General features: G+C 64.7%; 17 protein-coding genes. 11 read left to right on the top strand and 6 right to left on the bottom strand.

Annotated elements, in window-relative coordinates; genetic code table 11:
• The first annotated feature begins 65 nt into the window (after positions 1 to 65).
• The 4 genes from O4220_RS08005 (at position 66) to O4220_RS07990 (ending at position 3,237) form a co-directional block, all read left to right on the top strand.
• Entirely contained in the window at positions 66 to 1,238 is a 1,173-nt protein-coding gene (locus O4220_RS08005; protein WP_269603119.1) for a glycosyltransferase, read from the top strand.
• Between the two features lie 10 nt (positions 1,239 to 1,248).
• Positions 1,249 to 1,440 (top strand): DUF3046 domain-containing protein, encoded by a 192-nt coding sequence (locus O4220_RS08000; RefSeq protein WP_037189524.1) that lies wholly within the window; start codon positions 1,249 to 1,251, stop codon positions 1,438 to 1,440.
• A gap of 195 nt (positions 1,441 to 1,635) precedes the next feature.
• The gene (gene recA / locus O4220_RS07995) at positions 1,636 to 2,673 is read left to right on the top strand and encodes a recombinase RecA (RefSeq protein WP_008716921.1); all 1,038 of its coding nucleotides are present in this window, start codon (positions 1,636 to 1,638) and stop codon (positions 2,671 to 2,673) included.
• 12 nt (positions 2,674 to 2,685) lie between these two features.
• Complete coding sequence (locus tag O4220_RS07990) at positions 2,686 to 3,237, top strand: regulatory protein RecX (protein WP_269603118.1); 552 nt, start codon at positions 2,686 to 2,688, stop codon at positions 3,235 to 3,237.
• Positions 3,238 to 3,345: 108 nt separating this feature from the next.
• Here the strand turns inward: O4220_RS07990 and O4220_RS07985 are convergent, their stop codons facing one another.
• The 4 genes from O4220_RS07985 to O4220_RS07970 all read right to left on the bottom strand — a co-directional run bounded on the left by O4220_RS07985 (position 3,346) and on the right by O4220_RS07970 (position 6,596).
• Positions 3,346 to 4,218, bottom strand: a complete 873-nt coding sequence (locus O4220_RS07985; protein WP_269603117.1) for an amino acid ABC transporter permease — start codon at positions 4,216 to 4,218, stop codon at positions 3,346 to 3,348.
• Positions 4,218 to 4,895 carry an amino acid ABC transporter permease gene (locus O4220_RS07980; RefSeq protein WP_032377154.1) on the bottom strand — a complete coding sequence of 226 codons (678 nt, stop codon included), beginning with the start codon at positions 4,893 to 4,895 and terminating at the stop codon, positions 4,218 to 4,220. The genes O4220_RS07985 and O4220_RS07980 overlap by 1 nt, the downstream gene beginning before the upstream one ends.
• 85 nt (positions 4,896 to 4,980) lie before the next feature.
• Entirely contained in the window at positions 4,981 to 5,814 is an 834-nt protein-coding gene (locus O4220_RS07975; protein ID WP_037173936.1) for a glutamate ABC transporter substrate-binding protein, read from the bottom strand.
• 53 nt (positions 5,815 to 5,867) lie between these two features.
• A complete protein-coding gene (locus O4220_RS07970) occupies positions 5,868 to 6,596 on the bottom strand; it encodes an amino acid ABC transporter ATP-binding protein (protein WP_170944851.1) in 729 nt (242 codons plus the stop codon).
• A 219-nt stretch (positions 6,597 to 6,815) separates the two neighbouring features.
• On the opposite strand from O4220_RS07970, the gene miaB reads away from it, so the two are divergent.
• Together miaB and O4220_RS07960 are read left to right on the top strand one after the other, a co-directional pair.
• A complete protein-coding gene (gene miaB, locus O4220_RS07965; RefSeq protein ID WP_420030338.1) occupies positions 6,816 to 8,396 on the top strand; it encodes a tRNA (N6-isopentenyl adenosine(37)-C2)-methylthiotransferase MiaB in 1,581 nt (526 codons plus the stop codon).
• Positions 8,393 to 8,980: a hypothetical protein gene (locus O4220_RS07960; protein ID WP_269603116.1), complete on the top strand. Its 588-nt coding sequence runs from the start codon at positions 8,393 to 8,395 to the stop codon at positions 8,978 to 8,980. Before miaB ends, O4220_RS07960 begins: the two co-directional genes overlap by 4 nt.
• Before the next feature lie 40 nt (positions 8,981 to 9,020).
• Here O4220_RS07960 and O4220_RS07955 read toward each other — a convergent pair whose 3' ends face one another.
• Positions 9,021 to 10,538: a DUF349 domain-containing protein gene (locus tag O4220_RS07955; protein ID WP_269603115.1), complete on the bottom strand. Its 1,518-nt coding sequence runs from the start codon at positions 10,536 to 10,538 to the stop codon at positions 9,021 to 9,023.
• A 152-nt stretch (positions 10,539 to 10,690) separates the two neighbouring features.
• On the opposite strand from O4220_RS07955, the gene O4220_RS07950 reads away from it, so the two are divergent.
• The 5 genes from O4220_RS07950 (at position 10,691) to O4220_RS07930 (ending at position 15,935) form a co-directional block, all read left to right on the top strand.
• Complete coding sequence (locus O4220_RS07950; protein WP_269603114.1) at positions 10,691 to 11,413, top strand: hypothetical protein; 723 nt, start codon at positions 10,691 to 10,693, stop codon at positions 11,411 to 11,413.
• Positions 11,406 to 12,341: a tRNA (adenosine(37)-N6)-dimethylallyltransferase MiaA gene (miaA, locus tag O4220_RS07945; RefSeq protein ID WP_269603113.1), complete on the top strand. Its 936-nt coding sequence runs from the start codon at positions 11,406 to 11,408 to the stop codon at positions 12,339 to 12,341. The genes O4220_RS07950 and miaA overlap by 8 nt, the downstream gene beginning before the upstream one ends.
• A gap of 10 nt (positions 12,342 to 12,351) precedes the next feature.
• Positions 12,352 to 13,221 carry a diaminopimelate epimerase gene (gene dapF, locus O4220_RS07940; RefSeq protein ID WP_269603112.1) on the top strand — a complete coding sequence of 290 codons (870 nt, stop codon included), beginning with the start codon at positions 12,352 to 12,354 and terminating at the stop codon, positions 13,219 to 13,221.
• Between the two features lie 78 nt (positions 13,222 to 13,299).
• Positions 13,300 to 14,841, top strand: coding sequence for a GTPase HflX (hflX, locus tag O4220_RS07935; protein ID WP_420030337.1), 1,542 nt, complete (start codon positions 13,300 to 13,302; stop codon positions 14,839 to 14,841).
• 5 nt (positions 14,842 to 14,846) lie between these two features.
• A complete protein-coding gene (locus tag O4220_RS07930; protein ID WP_269603111.1) occupies positions 14,847 to 15,935 on the top strand; it encodes a hypothetical protein in 1,089 nt (362 codons plus the stop codon).
• A 27-nt stretch (positions 15,936 to 15,962) separates the two neighbouring features.
• Here the strand turns inward: O4220_RS07930 and O4220_RS07925 are convergent, their stop codons facing one another.
• Complete coding sequence (locus O4220_RS07925) at positions 15,963 to 16,220, bottom strand: HPr family phosphocarrier protein (RefSeq protein WP_032377711.1); 258 nt, start codon at positions 16,218 to 16,220, stop codon at positions 15,963 to 15,965.
• Positions 16,221 to 16,251 lie beyond the last annotated feature (31 nt).

The following is a 16,251-nucleotide window of genomic DNA, read 5'->3' as shown; positions in this document are numbered from 1 at the left end:
TCGTTCACCTGCGACGATCTCGACACGCGTCGAGATCGTCGAGTCGAGTGTGGCACGCTGGGTCGGTGCGAGTAGCAGTGGTGGCCGGGCCCGATCCGGGGCATGCGTTCCCGGCCATTGCCCTGTCCCTGTTGTTTCGGCGGGCCGGTGACGAACCTGTCCTGTTCACCGGAAGTCGTTGGGTGCCCGACGCCCGTGCGCTCGGGCTGCGGGCCTTCCCGTTGGGCGGTCTGGCACCGAGGCCGGAGGACGACGATCTGGACGCCGGGCAACGCATTCACTCTCGCGCGGCGTTCGTCTCCACCGAATTGTTACCCGACCTCGAGCGAGAGAACGTCGACCTCGTGGTGTCCGACATCCTGACGGCAGGAGGGGGCATGGCTGCCGAACGTCTCGGTACGCCCTGGGTCGAGCTCTCGCCCCACCCCCTGTATTCACCGTCGAAAGGGTTGCCGCCCATAGGAAGTGGGTTGGCACCGGGAACCGGGTTTCGCGGCAGGCTGCGCGATACGGTGATGCGCGCGTTGACTGCTCGCTCGATCGCGCAGGGACGGACTCAACGCTCCCTCGCCAGGACGAGTATCGGGTTACCGGCCCGGGATCCGGGCCCGAGTGCTCGGCTGATTGCCACCATTCCCGCGTTGGAGGTGGCGCGACCCGACTGGCCTGAGGACGCGCACGTGATCGGTCCGTTGCTGTGGGAGCCGACCGACGATCTGCTCGAGTTGCCCGACGGCGAAACACCGTTGGTGATGGTCGCCCCGTCGACGGCGTTCACCGGTGCCGAGGGAATGCTCGAGATGGCGCTGAAAGGATTGGACGGCAACGGGGTTCGGGTAGTGGCATCGGTTCTCGACGGGGCTCCCGACGTATTGCCGAACTGGGCGAATGCGGGCCTCGGTCGGCAGGACGAACTTCTGCGTCACGCCGATGTGGTGGTATGCGGGGGTGGCCATGGCATGTTGGCCAAGGCGCTCATGCACGGAGTTCCGGTGGTGACTGTGCCCGGTGGCGGTGATCAGTGGGAACTGGCGAATCGGGCTGCGCGGCAGGGGAGCGCCATGATCGTGCGGCCCCCGACGGCAACCTCGATCGCCGGCGCGGTGGCCGACGTTCTCGCCGATCCGCGATTCGCCAGGGCTGCAGCCGTCGCAGCGGCCGGCGCGAAGGCCGTCGAAGATCCGGTGGCGGTATGTCACGAGGTCCTCGCCCGCAGCGCGCGAGGGACGGGACGTTAGGGTTGACGATGTGCGTCTGACCGAATTTCGTGAACTGCTCACCGAGGAGTTCGGCTCCGTTCGAGGCAATTCCCTGCTGACCGATCATGTGCTGTCCGGTATCGGACGAACCGGGGCTCAGGCCATCGAGGAGGGCGTCGACCCGAGGGAAGTGTGGCGCTCGATCTGCTACGAGTTCGATGTTCCGAAAGAACGCTGGTAGCTCCGTAGGTCGGATCGAGTTTGCTCGGCGTGTCGAATGTCGTGGTAGTTGACTCGAACACGTGTTCCCCTATGCTGGTGTCAACGGTTGCTGAGCGGTCCAGAGAAACTTCTTGTCGGTACCCCGTTCTAGCGTTACCGACGACAAAGCTGATCGACACGACACAGCTGAACGACACGACACAGGGAGCTCACGATGGCTGCATACGATCGCGACAAAGCACTCGATCTCGCACTCGCGCAGATCGACAAGAACTTCGGCAAGGGTTCGGTGATGCGCCTCGGCGACGAGGTCCGCCAGCCCATCGCCGTCATCCCCACAGGATCGATCGCGCTCGATGTGGCACTCGGCATCGGAGGGTTGCCGCGTGGACGTGTCATCGAGGTCTACGGCCCGGAGTCCTCGGGTAAGACCACTGTTGCCTTGCACGCCGTGGCCAGTGCTCAGCGGGCCGGCGGCATCGCCGCCTTCATCGACGCCGAGCACGCACTGGATCCGGACTACGCGAAGAAGCTCGGTGTCGACACCGATGCATTGCTGGTCTCGCAGCCCGATACCGGTGAGCAAGCCCTCGAAATCGCCGACATGCTGATCCGTTCGGGCGCACTCGATATCCTCGTGATCGACTCGGTGGCGGCACTGGTACCGCGCGCCGAGATCGAGGGCGAGATGGGCGACAGTCACGTCGGTCTGCAGGCCCGCCTGATGAGCCAGGCGCTGCGCAAGATCACCGGCGCGATGAGCAATTCCGGCACCACCGTCATCTTCATCAACCAGTTGCGCGAGAAGATCGGCGTCATGTTCGGTTCTCCCGAAACCACCACCGGCGGTAAGGCATTGAAGTTCTACGCCTCGGTTCGCCTCGACATCCGCCGCATCGAGACCCTGAAGGACGGCACCGATGCCATCGGTAACCGCACTCGTGTCAAGGTCGTCAAGAACAAGGTCGCGCCGCCGTTCAAGCAGGCCGAGTTCGACATCATCTACGGCAAGGGCATCAGCCGAGAGGGCTCGTTGATCGACATGGGCGTCGAGCACGGCTTCATTCGTAAGTCGGGTTCGTGGTTCACATACGAGGGCGATCAGCTCGGCCAGGGCAAGGAGAACGCCCGCAAGTTCATGCTCGAGAACCCCGATGTGCGGGACGAGATCGAGAAGAAGATCATGGAGAAGCTGCAGATCGGCGCGGACGTCACCGCGGAGGAGCCTGCAGCCGCTCCGGTGGACTTCTAACCCGTTGCCGCTGTGCAGCAGCGAGACGAGAGCGGCGGCACCGAAGCGCAGGCGAAAGATGTCTGCCTTCGGTTGCTGACCGACCGAGCGCGCAGCAGGCACGAACTCGAAACGAGTCTCGCCAAGAAGGGATTCACCGCAGAGATCGCGAACGCAGTTCTCGACCGTCTCGAAAAAGCGAAACTCGTCGATGACGAATCGTTTGCGCAGCAGTGGGTCCACTCTCGGCACAAGTACTCCGGCAAGGGTAAACGCGCCTTGAGCATGGAACTCCGAACCAAGGGCGTCAGTAGCGAACTCGCGGCACACGCGTTGGATCTGATCGATGCCGACGACGAGCGCCACCGTGCAGGTGAATTGGTACGCAAGCGATTTCGCACCTTGAAGATGCCGGATTCGAGTGGTCCGGATGCCCGTGTCGAGCGAGACAAGGTCGTCCGCAAGCTGGTCGGTATGCTCGCTCGCCGCGGATACTCGCAAGGAATGGCATTTGCGGTGGTCAAAGAAGAACTCGACCGCGCAGGTGCAGACACCGAAGACTTCGACGCCACCGACTCGATGTGATCGTCCACCTCGAGTAGGAGCCGTCGAGAAACAGTAAGGCCCGCAACACCATCGGTGTTGCGGGCCTTACTTGTCCGGGGTGTCCCAGATGTTTCGGTCGACGTAACGTCAGGCTGCCTGGCCGCCGTCGAGAGCCGGAACCACTTCAGTCGCGCCGGCCTTGCGCTTACGAGAACGCAAACGACGTTCGACCACGGTAGCCAGCTTGGTCAACGCCGAGTTGATGATGATCATGATGACGGCAACGATGATCAGCGAGGGCAGGTAGTTGCTGTAGAACGCGCCCACCTGCTGTCCGGAACGGACGACCTCGACGTACCCGATGACGTAACCGAGCGCCGAGTCCTTCAGAGCCACCACCATCTGCGAAATGATCGCCGGAAGCATCGCCGTGACGGCCTGGGGGAGCAGGACCAGGAGCATAACCTGGCTCTTGCGCATCCCGAGCGCCGATGCGGCCTCACGCTGACCCTTCGGCAGCGAATTGACACCGGCACGCACGATCTCTGCAATGACCGAACCGTTGTACAGAGTCAGTCCGGTGACCACGGCAGCCAATGCCAGGTACTTGACCTTGAACACCTCGTAGTCCGCATAGACGGCATACAGGAAGATCATCAGAATCAGTACGGGCACTGCGCGGAACAATTCGACGATCGCGCCGCTGACGATGCGTACCGCGCGGTGGTCCGAGAGCCGGCCGATGCCGAGGACAGCACCGAGAATCAATGCGAACACGATCGACAGCGCTGCCGCCACCAGAGTGCCCTGAATGCCGGGTATCAGATACGTGGTCCATGTGGTCGATTCGAGGAACGGATCCCACTTCTCGGCGGTCAGCTGACCTTTGGAGTCGAGTGCTCGGTAGATCAGGAACGCGACGCCCAGCGAGACTATCGCGACGACGACCGTCAGAATGCGGTAGCGCAGTACCGCTTTCGGACCCGGAACGTCGTACAGAACTGCTACTGCATCACTCATCATGACACCGCCAATCGCTTGCTGATGTAGCCGAACAGCAACCCGGTGGGGAGCGTCAAGATCATGAAGCCGAGCGCGAAGATGCCGCCGACCACGAAGATCGCGGCCTCGTTCTCGATCATGTTCTTCATCAGGAACGACGCCTCTGCGACGCCGATGACCGATGCGATGGTCGTGTTCTTCGTCAAGGCGATCACGACGCTTCCCAGCGGCCCGACCACGGCGCGGAATGCCTGGGGAAGAACGACGATCGAAATGTTCTGGGTGAACGTCATTCCCAGTGATCGGCCCGCTTCGGCCTGACCGACCGGGACGGTGTTGATTCCCGAACGTAGAGATTCGGCCACGAACGACGCGGTGTAGACACTCAGACCGAGGATCGCCAAGCGAAAGTTGTTGTCGTCGAGGAATGTCGACGACGACTCCGACGCGAGGGAGACACCCATGGTCTGGTAGAGGCCGAACGAGGTGAACAGGATGATCAGGGTCAACGGGGTGTTACGAAAGATGGTGACGTACGTCGCGGCTATGCCACGTGCGATCGGGATGGGAGACACCCGCATCGCGGCAATGATCGTTCCGATGACCAGCGCGCCGACGAGGGATGCCAACGTCAGGTAGATGGTCGAGAGGAACGCGTCGATCAGTTGATCGCCGTACTTGCTCAATAGGTTCACGGTGCTTGTTGATCCTCACGGCTCGGCGAGATCGAACCGTCGTGTTCCGCGTGCACGCGCACGCGGAACACGACGACAGGGTCGATCAGTAGCGGTCGACGGTGGGCGGGGTCGGCAGCGGGTAGCCCGATGCACCCACGGTGTCGTTGAACGCCTGCTCCCAGGCACCGCTGGAGACCATCTCTTCGATGGCGTCGTTGATCTTGTTGCGTCCGTCGGTGTCGTCCTTGTTCAGGCCGATGCCGTAGTTCTCCGTGGTGAACGGCTCGCCGACCACCTTGAACTGTCCGGGGGACTGTGCGGCATAGCCGGCGAGAATGATGTCGTCGGTGGTCACGGCGTCGACCGTGCCGTTGCGCAGGGCTTCCACGCAGGCGGAGTAGGTGTCGAACGGCTGGAGCTGCACGCCGGGGTACTCGTCGGCGATGTTCTGGGCCGGGGTGGATCCGGTGACCGAGCAGAGTCGCTTACCGTCGTTGAGCGAGTCGGCACCGGTGATGTCGGTGTTGTCTTCGCGGACGAGCAACGACTGACCCGCCACGAAGTACGGGCCGGCGAAGCCGACCTTCTCCTTGCGGGTGTCGGTGATCGAGTAGGTGGCGACGATGTAGTCGACCTCACCGTTTTCGATCAGGGTCTCGCGCTGTGCCGACGGGGACTCCTTGAATTCGATGTTAGCCTCGTCGACGCCGAGCTTGCCCGCGACGTACTTGGCGACCTCGACGTCGAATCCGCTGAAGGTGCCGTCCGGATTACGCAGACCGAGGCCGGGCTGGTCGAATTTGATGCCGACGATGAGGTTGCCGGATTCGGCGCTGCTCGAGATGGTGCGGGCTTCTTCGCCGCCGCCGCAGGCGGTGGCGACGATGGAGAGTGCGGCGATGGCGACACCGAAGCGAAGCGGTCGGGTGATTCTCACAGTGAATGTCCTTAAGGATCGGTTCGGGTATACGGGGTGAACGGTGAAGCGGGTCAGTGACCGAGGATCTTGCCGAGGAAGTCCTTGGCGCGTTCGGACTTGGGGGACTTGAAGAAGGTTTCGGGATCGGTGTCCTCGACGACGGCTCCGTCGGCCATGAAGATGACGCGGTCGCCTGCCTTGCGAGCGAAGCCCATCTCGTGAGTGACGACGAGCATCGTCATGCCCTCCTTTGCAAGCGAGGTCATGACGTCGAGTACCTCGTTGACCATTTCGGGGTCGAGGGCCGAGGTGGGCTCGTCGAACAGCATCACCTTGGGGTTCATGGCGAGAGATCGAGCGATGGCGACACGCTGCTGCTGACCGCCGGAGAGCTGAGCGGGGTACTTGTCCGCCTGGTTGGCGATGCCCACGCGTTCGAGCAGAGCCAACGCGCTCTTTTCTGCCTCGTCCTTCTTCTGCTTGCGCACCTTCATGGGCGCGAGCATGACGTTCTGCAGGATTGTCTTGTGTGCGAACAGGTTGAACGACTGGAACACCATGCCCACGTCGGCACGCAGTGCCGCAAGAGCCTTTCCTTCGGCGGGGAGTAGATCTCCGTCGACCTCGATGGCACCGGAATCGATCGGCTCCAACCGGTTGATCGTTCGGCACAGAGTCGACTTACCCGATCCTGAAGGACCCACGACGATGACGACCTGACCGGCCGGCACTTCCAGGTTGATGTCCTTGAGGACGTGCAGATCACCGAAATGTTTGTCGACGGATTTGAGCGAGATCATCGAAGGTGCGCCCGGCGGGGGTGTCGATGCCGGCGCGTCGGTGGCGTGCGTCATAAGTCGAAACCCTATGCGTAGTTTCCTCGCCGACCGGCGTTTTCGCCTGCCATCTTCGATTATGTAATGGAAACTTTACTGTCGGCCCGCATCGGCCCTGCACAGTCTGTGGTGGAGCCTGCGACCCCGGCGGGCCGGTCGGTGCGATGGACGTACCCTGGAGGGGTGCAGACGAGTGTTTTTCCGACCGTGGACGTGGCCGATCGCGGGAGTACCGATCCCGTGCCGGTGACCGACCCGTCGGCGGCAGTTCCCCGCAGCTACGAGGTGCGTACGCACGGTTGCCAGATGAACGTTCACGATTCCGAGCGTCTGTCGGGTCTGTTGGAGGAGGCCGGCTACGTTCCGGCGGACGCCGGCACCGATGCCGACCTCGTCGTCTTCAACACATGCGCGGTGCGGGAGAACGCCGACAACAAGCTGTACGGCAACCTCGGCATGTTGCGGCCGGCGAAAACGCGAAACCCCAACATGCAGATCGCAGTCGGTGGCTGCTTGGCTCAGAAGGATCGCAACACGGTGGTCGAAAAGGCTCCGTGGGTCGACGTCGTGTTCGGCACCCACAACATCGGGTCGCTGCCGGTGTTGCTCGAGCGCGCCCGGCACAACGAGCAGGCCCAGGTCGAGATTCTCGAGTCCCTCGAAGCGTTTCCGTCCACCCTGCCCGCGAAGCGGGAGTCGACGTACGCGGGCTGGGTGTCGATCTCCGTGGGCTGCAACAACACCTGCACCTTCTGCATCGTCCCGGCACTGCGCGGCAAGGAGATCGACCGCCGCCCGGGCGACATCCTCGCCGAGGTGCAGGCTTTGGTGGACCAGGGCGTGCTCGAAGTGACGCTGCTCGGCCAGAACGTCAATGCCTACGGTGCCTCGTTCGCCGATCCGGACATGCCTCGTGATCGCGGCGCGTTCGCATCGCTGCTGACCGCCTGCGGGTCGATCGAGGGACTCGAGCGAGTGCGGTTCACGTCTCCGCACCCGGCCGAATTCACCGATGACGTGATCGAAGCGATGGCGTCCACACCGAACATCTGTCCCACTCTGCACATGCCGCTGCAGTCCGGATCGGATCGAATCCTCAAGGCGATGCGCAGGTCCTATCGGCAGACGAAGTTCATGGGCATCATCGACAAGGTGCGCGCGGTCATGCCGCACGCGGCCATCACCACCGACATCATCGTCGGTTTTCCCGGTGAGACCGAGGAGGACTTCGAGCAGACCCTCGACGTGGTGCGACGCGCGAAGTTCGCCAACGCCTACACCTTCCAGTACTCGAAGCGTCCGGGTACACCGGCTGCCGACATGCCCGATCAAGTCCCCAAAGAAGTTGTGCAGGAACGGTATCTGCGGTTGATCGCGTTGCAGGAAGAGATCGTTCTCGCGGCCAATCGGGCGCTGATCGGTACCGAGGTCGAACTGCTCGTCGCCACCGGCGAAGGGCGCAAGAATGCCGCCACGCATCGGATGAGCGGTCGAGCACGAGACGGTCGACTCGTGCACTTCGCCGTCGACGCCCACAGAGCGAGCGAGATTCGCCCGGGCGACGTCGTTACCACCACCCTCACCGCGGCCGCTCCGTACCACCTCATCGCCGATGCGGGAGTGCTCACCCACCGACGCACTGCAGCAGGCGACGCGCACGAACGCGGCGTCATGCCGAAGACGGCACCGATCGGCGTCGGCCTCGGACTTCCCTCGATCGGCGCACCGGCGCCGCTTCCGGTTCAGACAGGATGCACCGCATGACCGAGACAGACGGACCCGACCGCGTCGTACCTTCGCGATCCGCAGAGGAACTCGGACGAACCGAGAGAGCGGTGATGACCGAGTTGGACCCCGGCGCGCGGGCCATGGTCGTGGCCGGGCTGGTGCTGGTCCTACTGGTCACATTCGCGTTGCCGCACACCGGATCCGCCAGCGGATTCGATGTGCTCTCGGGTAGCGATGCGGCAGTCGCCGAATCGATTGCATTGCCGTCGCGCATCTTCGTCGTGCTGGTGCTGACGTTCGGTGTGGTCATGTCCGTACTGGCGCTCGTCACCCGAATGTGGGCGTTGGCCTGGGCCGCGCTTGCGGGCTGCGCGGTGTCGTCGGTGTTCGGGATGCTCTCGATCTGGTCGAGGCAGACCGTGCCGGACAACCTGCAGGGCGCCGGACCGGGGATCGGTCTGATCAGCGCGTGGATCGCCGTGATGGCGTTGACATTTCACTGGCTCAAAGCAGTGTGGAACAAGACGAACTCGCAACTCGCCGCTCAGGAACAGCGCCGCATCGCGGCCGCGTCGGGCGAACAGAAGCTGCGACTGTGGGACGGCCACTCGGCCCCGTAGGTCCGATCGACCGTCCCCAGTCAGGAGTGCCGCTGGCGAATCACAGCTCGTCTACGGCACTCTCGGCCGCGTCGGCCCACTCACGCCACTGCTGAGCCTGAGCCAGCGCACGCTCGGCGTCCTTCGTCTTTCCTGCCGCCGTCGCCTTCGCCGCCTGATCCTCGAACTGAGCTACCCGTTCGCGGAACTGAGCAGCGCGGGCGACGGCCTCGGGGTCGGAACGACGCCACTGCGACTCCACCGCGTCGTGCACGGACTTCTCGATCGCGCGTAGTTTGCCCTCGAGCTCCTGCATCTTTTCGCGCGGAACCTTGCCGATCGCATCCCACTTGTCCTGCAGATCGCGAAGGGCCGAGCGGGCGGCGTCGAGATCCTTGCTCGGATCGATGTGGGTTCTGGCCAACAGAGCTTCCTTGGCCTCGGCGTTGGACTCGAACTCGGCGTCCCGCTCGGAGGCCGCGGCATTTCGGGCCGCGAAGAAAACGTCCTGGGCAGCCTTGAAGTTCTTCCACAGGGCGTCGTCGGCGTCGCGTGGAGCCCGCCCGGACGCCTTCCACTCCACCAGGAGATCGCGGAACGCGGCGGCCGTGGGACCCCAGTCCGTGGACGAGGACAAAGCCTTGGCGCGCTCGACCAACTCTTCCTTACGGACTTTCGCTGCCCCTCGCTCGCGATCGAGATCGGCGAAGTGCGCGCCGCGGCGGCGGTTGAAGTTCTCCCGGGCCTTGGAGTAGCGCTTCCACAGAGCGTCGTCGATCTTGCGGTCGACCCCGCGAATCGTCTTCCACTCGTCGAGGATTTCGCGTAGCCGATCTCCGGCTTGCTTCCATTGCGTCGATTCGCCGCCGATCTGCTCGGCCTCGGTTGCAAGAGCCTCCTTGCGAGCAGTGTGTTCGGCTCGTTCGAGTTCTTTCTCGTGCTTGGCTACGGCCGCTGCGGCGTCGGAGTGCTCGACGACGGCGTCGAGTCGTCGGGCGAGCAGGTCGAGATCTCCGATGACCGCCGCGGTCGGCAGACTCTGCAACAACGAGGAGGCGGCGGCCTTGGTCTTCTTGGCGTCGCCGGTGCCCGAGGTCAATCGAGCTTCGAGCAGACCGACCTCCGTGGCCAGGTCGTCGTAGCGCCGACCGAAATGCGCGAGACCCTCGGCTGCATCGCCGGCCTGCCAGGACCCGATCTGCCGCTCACCGTCTGCGGTGGTCACCCACGCGGTGCCGTCGTCGTCGACTCTGCCGAATTTGCTGGGATCGCTTGCCGGGGCAACCGTCGGAACCACGGTGGCGACGTGCGAGGACGCCGGGTGGGGTTTGGCTCCGGCCGAACCGCCGGGACGAGGGGTACCAGCACCTGGGCCGCCGGGCTTGGGTCCACCACCGGGCTTCGGCCCCCCGCCTGGCTTCGGGCCGCTGCCTGGCTTCGGTGCACTGGCTTGCTCGGTCACACGGCCTGGCTCGGATCCGCCGGGGGTCGAGGTGCCGGGCTGGGCGGCACCGGGGGTCGGGGCAGGTACATCCGAGGATGTGGCCTCGGTGGGCGTGCCGGCGTTCGGGTCGGTCATTGTTCCTCATCTCTGCCGCGCGTCACGGCTGCCTTCACTCGCGATCTGGACACCATTGAACTAGGTGACGACCGATCGGACCATTGAAACAGCTCAGACGACTCGAGGTGGACTCGTCGGGCCAAGTCGCGCCACCGACTAGCGTGGTGTTCGTGTTTCGTGCCGCGGCCCTGGTGCCCTCCCCACCGTTGCTCGTCCCCGAACTGACGGGCTGCAGTGCTGCCGAGACAGCCGATCTTCGTGCCGCCGCGGTCGCCGCGGTGACGCAGCTGACGTCGACAGTCGACCGGTGGATGGCGATCGGTGTAGATCACACCGAAGGAACGTACGACGCGACCGCAATCGGTACGTTTCGCGGCTTCGGCGTCGACGTCGTGGTGCAACTGTCCGATCGGCCGTCGCCGACTCCGCCGGACCCGGAACTGCCGTTGTCCGTCCTGATCGCCGGTTGGTTGCGCGGAACGACCGAGCCCGACTCTGCGGTCGAGGTCCGGACGGTCCCCGCCGACGCGAGCGCCCAGTGGTGCGCGATATTCGGCGCGGAGCTGCGGCGCGAACTCGACGCGTCCTCCGAGAGCTGGGGCATTCTGGTGCTGGCAGACGGCGCGAACACGCTGACTGCGAAGGCGCCGGGCTCGTTCGACGAGCGGGCCGACGCGATTCAGCAGAGGATCGACGATGCCCTCGCCGCGGCCGACGTCGATGTGCTGGCGAACCTCGATGTGGAACTGTGCGCGGCGGTCGGCGTAACCGGACGGGCGGCATGGCAGGTACTGGCGGCCGCAGTCGGCTCGGACACCGTCACGGCTACCGAGCTGTATCGCCTGGCTCCCTTCGGTGTCGGGTACTACGTCGGAACGTGGTCCTGTGCCTGACGAACACGACTCGTACGATCCGGCCACGACCCCGATCGCAGTGATCGGGCCGACGGCCACGGGCAAGTCCGATCTGGCTCTCGATCTGGCCGAGACGCTCGGCGGCGAGATCGTCAACATCGACGCGATGCAGCAGTACCGGGGGATGGAGATCGGGACCGCGAAGCTGCCGTTGTCGGACCGTCGCGGCATACCGCACCACCAGTTGGATGTGCTCGAGGTCACAGATTTCGCGACCGTTGCGCGCTACCAGGGTGCTGCCGTCTCGGATGTCGAGGACATCCGATCCAGAGGTCGGCGACCGATCATCGTCGGCGGATCGATGATGTACGTGCAGTCACTGCTCGACGAGTGGGCCTTCCCGGCCACGGATCCGGTCGTCCGCGCGAAGTGGGAAGACGTGCTCGAGCGCGACGGGGTCGACGAGATTCATCGCGCGTTGACGGCGGCCGATCCCGAGGCCGCCTCGTCGATTCTGCCCACCGACGGTCGTCGCATGGTCCGCGCGCTGGAAGTAGTGGAGCTGACCGGGCGACCGTTCGCGGCATCGGCCCCGAAGATCGGTGAACCACGTTGGGGCACAATCATATTGGGAATCGATCGCGACACTGCTGAACTGGACGAGCGAATCGATACCCGAACCCGGCTGATGTTCGACACCGGACTGCTCGACGAGGTGGAAGGCCTGCTCGGGCTCGGATTGCGAGAAGGGGTCACGGCGTCGCGGGCGATCGGGTACGCGCAGGCTCTCGACGTACTGGCGGGGGCGTACGACATCGAGCATGCCCGCGAGCGCACGTTCATCGGCACCAGGCGTTACGTGCGACGGCAGCGTTCCTGGTTCCGCCGAGACGACCGGGTGCGCTGGCTCGACGGTGCGTCGCCCACCTTGACCTCGGACGCCCTGGGAATCATCGACCCCCCGTAGACTCGAGACCATGGAATTCGCCAAAGGCCACGGAACGCAGAACGACTTCGTCGTACTGCCGGATCCGTCAGCCGAGCTCGAACTCACCAGGTCGGCAGTCGCGGTGTTGTGCGATCGGCGCCAGGGCATCGGTGCCGACGGCATTCTGCGCGTCGCCCGGGCCGGTGTGCTCCGAGATGCAGGCGTGCTCGATCGACTTCCGACGGGTGTCGAGCCGGACGACTGGTTCATGGACTATCGCAACGGCGACGGCACGATAGCCGAGATGTGCGGCAACGGCGTTCGCGTGTTCGCCCACTACCTGCGCGTGCACGACCTCGAACATCGCGATCAGTTCGTGGTGGGTTCGCGGGCCGGTGCGCGCGCGGTGACGGTGCACTCGTTCGACGACACCGATGCCGATGTCACCGTCGCGATGGGTGATGTCACGCTGATGGGCTCGAGCTCGGTGACCATTGCGGGTGGCGCGTACGAGGGCGTCGGGATAGACGTCGGCAACCCGCATCTGGCCTGCGTCGACGGCACGCTGACCCGTGCGGCGCTCGGCGCGCTCGACTTGTCCGTACCGCCGACCCTGGACGCCGAGTTCTTTCCCCGCGGTGCGAACGTGGAGCTGCTGACCAGGCTGGACGACGGCGGCGTCGAGATGCGGGTGTTCGAGCGTGGCGTCGGCGAGACGCGGTCCTGTGGCACCGGCACGGTGGCCGCAGCCGCAGCCGCACTGTCGTACGAGGGCCTCGAGACCGGTGAGGTGAGCGTCGGTGTACTCGGTGGGCGGGTTCGCGTGAACATCGATCATGTCGGTGCCACCCTCCGTGGGCCCTCGGTCCTGCTCGCCCGCGGCGAGATCGACGACCGATGGTTCGCGGCCCAGAATTGACGACTGCTCGGGCCTCTGCGCGGGCGGAGCCGAAACCCGCGTGCATGCGCTGGGATTTTCGTGGATCATGGGTGATGTATGACGAACTCACATGAAACATCATCTGCGGGCGAACCGGTCGACCAGAATGCCGACGGTTCACCCGACACTGCATCTGCATGGACCCGCGAGGAGTCCGACGCGTGGTCGAGGCGGCTGGCCCGATCTCCACTCAACGACGAGGACTCCCCGTCCTCGGGTGACATGCAGCTCGAAGAACGCACCGCGCTACGACGAGTCGCCGGACTGTCCACCGAGCTCACCGACGTCACCGAGGTCGAGTACCGACAGCTGCGCCTCGAACGCGTCGTGCTGGTCGGAGTGTGGACCACAGGTACGGCTGCGCAGGCGGAGTCCAGCATGACCGAACTGGCGGCGCTGGCCGAGACGGCAGGCTCGGAGGTTCTCGAAGCGTTGATGCAACGGCGCGACAAGCCCGATGCTGCGACCTACATCGGTTCCGGTAAGGCAAAAGAGGTCCGCGACATCGTGCTCGCGACCGGAGCCGACACGGTGATCTGCGACGGCGAACTGACCCCCGCCCAGCTCAACGCGCTGGAGAAGGTCGTCAAGGTCAAGGTCATCGACCGCACCGCGCTGATCCTCGACATCTTCGCGCAGCATGCGACGTCGCGAGAGGGCAAGGCGCAGGTCGCTTTCGCTCAGATGGAGTACATGTTGCCCAGGCTTCGCGGCTGGGGCGAGTCGATGTCGCGTCAGGCCGGTGGACGCGCGGGCAGCAACGGCGGCGTCGGTCTGCGTGGACCGGGTGAAACGAAGATCGAAACCGACCGCCGACGCATCCGTGAGCGGATGGCCAAGCTGCGCCGCGAGATCAAGGGAATGAAACAGGCCCGAGACACCAAACGGGAACAGCGACTGAGCGGCACGGTGCCGTCCATCGCGATCGTCGGTTACACCAACGCGGGAAAGTCGAGTCTGCTGAACGCGTTGACCGGTTCTGGTGTGCTGGTTCAGAATGCGCTGTTCGCCACCCTCGATCCCACGACGCGTAAGTCGACGCTCGAGGACGGCCGGGCGATCGTGCTGACCGATACCGTCGGCTTCGTTCGGCATCTCCCGACTCAGTTGGTCGAGGCTTTCCGCTCGACGCTCGAGGAGGTCACCGACGCCGATCTACTGCTGCACGTCGTCGACGGCTCCGATCCGCTCCCGCTCGATCAGATCAAGGCCGTCCGTGAAGTGATCACCGACGTGGTTCGCGAGCAGGATGCGAAGATGCCGCCGGAATTGTTGGTGGTCAACAAGATCGACGCTGCCGACCCGGTGCAGCTCACGCAGTTGCGGGGGCTGCTCGACGGCGCACGGTTCGTTTCGGCGAAGACCGGTGAGGGCATCGACGCATTGCGCGATCACCTCGGCGACATCCTGTCCGAGCCCGACGTGCTGGTGGACGTCCTCGTGCCGTACACCCGCGGTGATCTGGTCGCGAGGATCCACACCGATGGTCGAATCGTGCAGTCCACGCACGAGGAGGACGGCACTCGCGTCGAAGCTCGGGTGCCGCAGTCGCTGGCAGCTGCGCTCGTCGAGTTCACGGCTATCGTCCCCAGCGCCTGACGTCGATGGGGCCACGGCTGGTGGTGCGTGGCGTTGCCGCGTCTGTGGTCGCCACCGCCACCGCGTTCTCCGGAACGGCGTTCGCCGTACCGATCGATGCGGAAACATACTGTCTGCCAACTGATCCCGGTCTCGCGGAATTGTCCGGGATGACGTCGATCGACGGTGTCCTGTACGCGATCGGAGACAGTGGGGCCGACGATCGGGTCGCGGTGCTCGACACGACCTGTGCTGTAGAACGGTGGGTCGACGTGCCCGTCGACCCGTACGACGTCGAGGACCTGACCGCGTACGACGGTGCGCTGTGGTTGGCCGACATCGGCGATAACCAAATGCGGCGTGACACAGTGGCATTGACGCGAATGGACCCGAAGACGGGCGCCGGTGAACTGCACCGGCTCACGTATCCCGACGGCGCGCACGACGCCGAGACGGTGCTGATCGAACCCGGCGGTCGACCGGTGATCGTCACCAAGGAAGTCTCGGGCGTCAGCGGGGTGTACGTACCGACCGGAGATGAATCAGTCACCGAACTCAGCAGTCCGGGACCGACGGCCCTCCGCAAGGTAGGTGACATGGCGTTCTCCGCTACCGGTACTGTCGGCGGCCCGCCGTTCGTGGTCGGATCGATTCTGGCCACCGGGGGAGCGGTGAGCGCCGACGGCACCGTTGCCGCGGTGCGCACGTACACCGATGCGTACCTGTTTCGTCCGTCCGGCGGCGACATCGCGTCGGCGTTGGTCGACCCGGACGCGCCGCGTGCGGTGGTGGCGTTACCCGATCAACCGCAGGGTGAGGCACTGGCGTTCCTGGACGATGGAAGCCTGCTCCTGGCATCGGAGGCCGGTTTCGGTCCCACCGACGGGATCCTTCCACCCATTCGTCGACTTCCGGATGCACAGTCCCTCGAGCTCTCTGCCCCCGAACCCGCAGCGCCGGAGTCGGTATCGCCGACACCGAGCGCAGATCAGCCCTCGGAGACGCCGACAGCGACGGACTCGGAATGGGAATTCCGAGCGGCCGTCGCTGCCGGTGTGGTGCTGATCGCCGGAGCGGTGGGATTCACCGTCCGGCGATCGATGCGCACTCGTTAGACGCTGCGCTTCATCGAAAGCTGGGCTTCAGGCGTCCAAATCTGCTTCGACGAGTGCGACCACCTTGTCGAGTGCTGCCTGGTCGTCACTGGTGACGGTGACTTCGGTGCCCTTGGTGGCTCCGAGCGTCATGATCATCAGGGCCGAACCTGCGTCCACCGGCTCCGAGTCGGCCACTGCGAGGGTGACGTCCACGCCTGCTTCGGCGACGGCGTCGGCGATCAGTGCTGCGGGACGAGCGTGCAGACCGATCGAGGATCCGACGGCGACTGTGGTGCTGGGCATGTGCTGCTCCTTCGTAGTGGGTTCGTTGCGA

It is taken from the genome of Rhodococcus ruber, assembly GCF_027270735.1.
GTDB lineage: Bacteria > Actinomycetota > Actinomycetes > Mycobacteriales > Mycobacteriaceae > Rhodococcoides > Rhodococcoides rubrum_A.
This window is presented reverse-complemented; position numbering and strand designations above follow the sequence as displayed.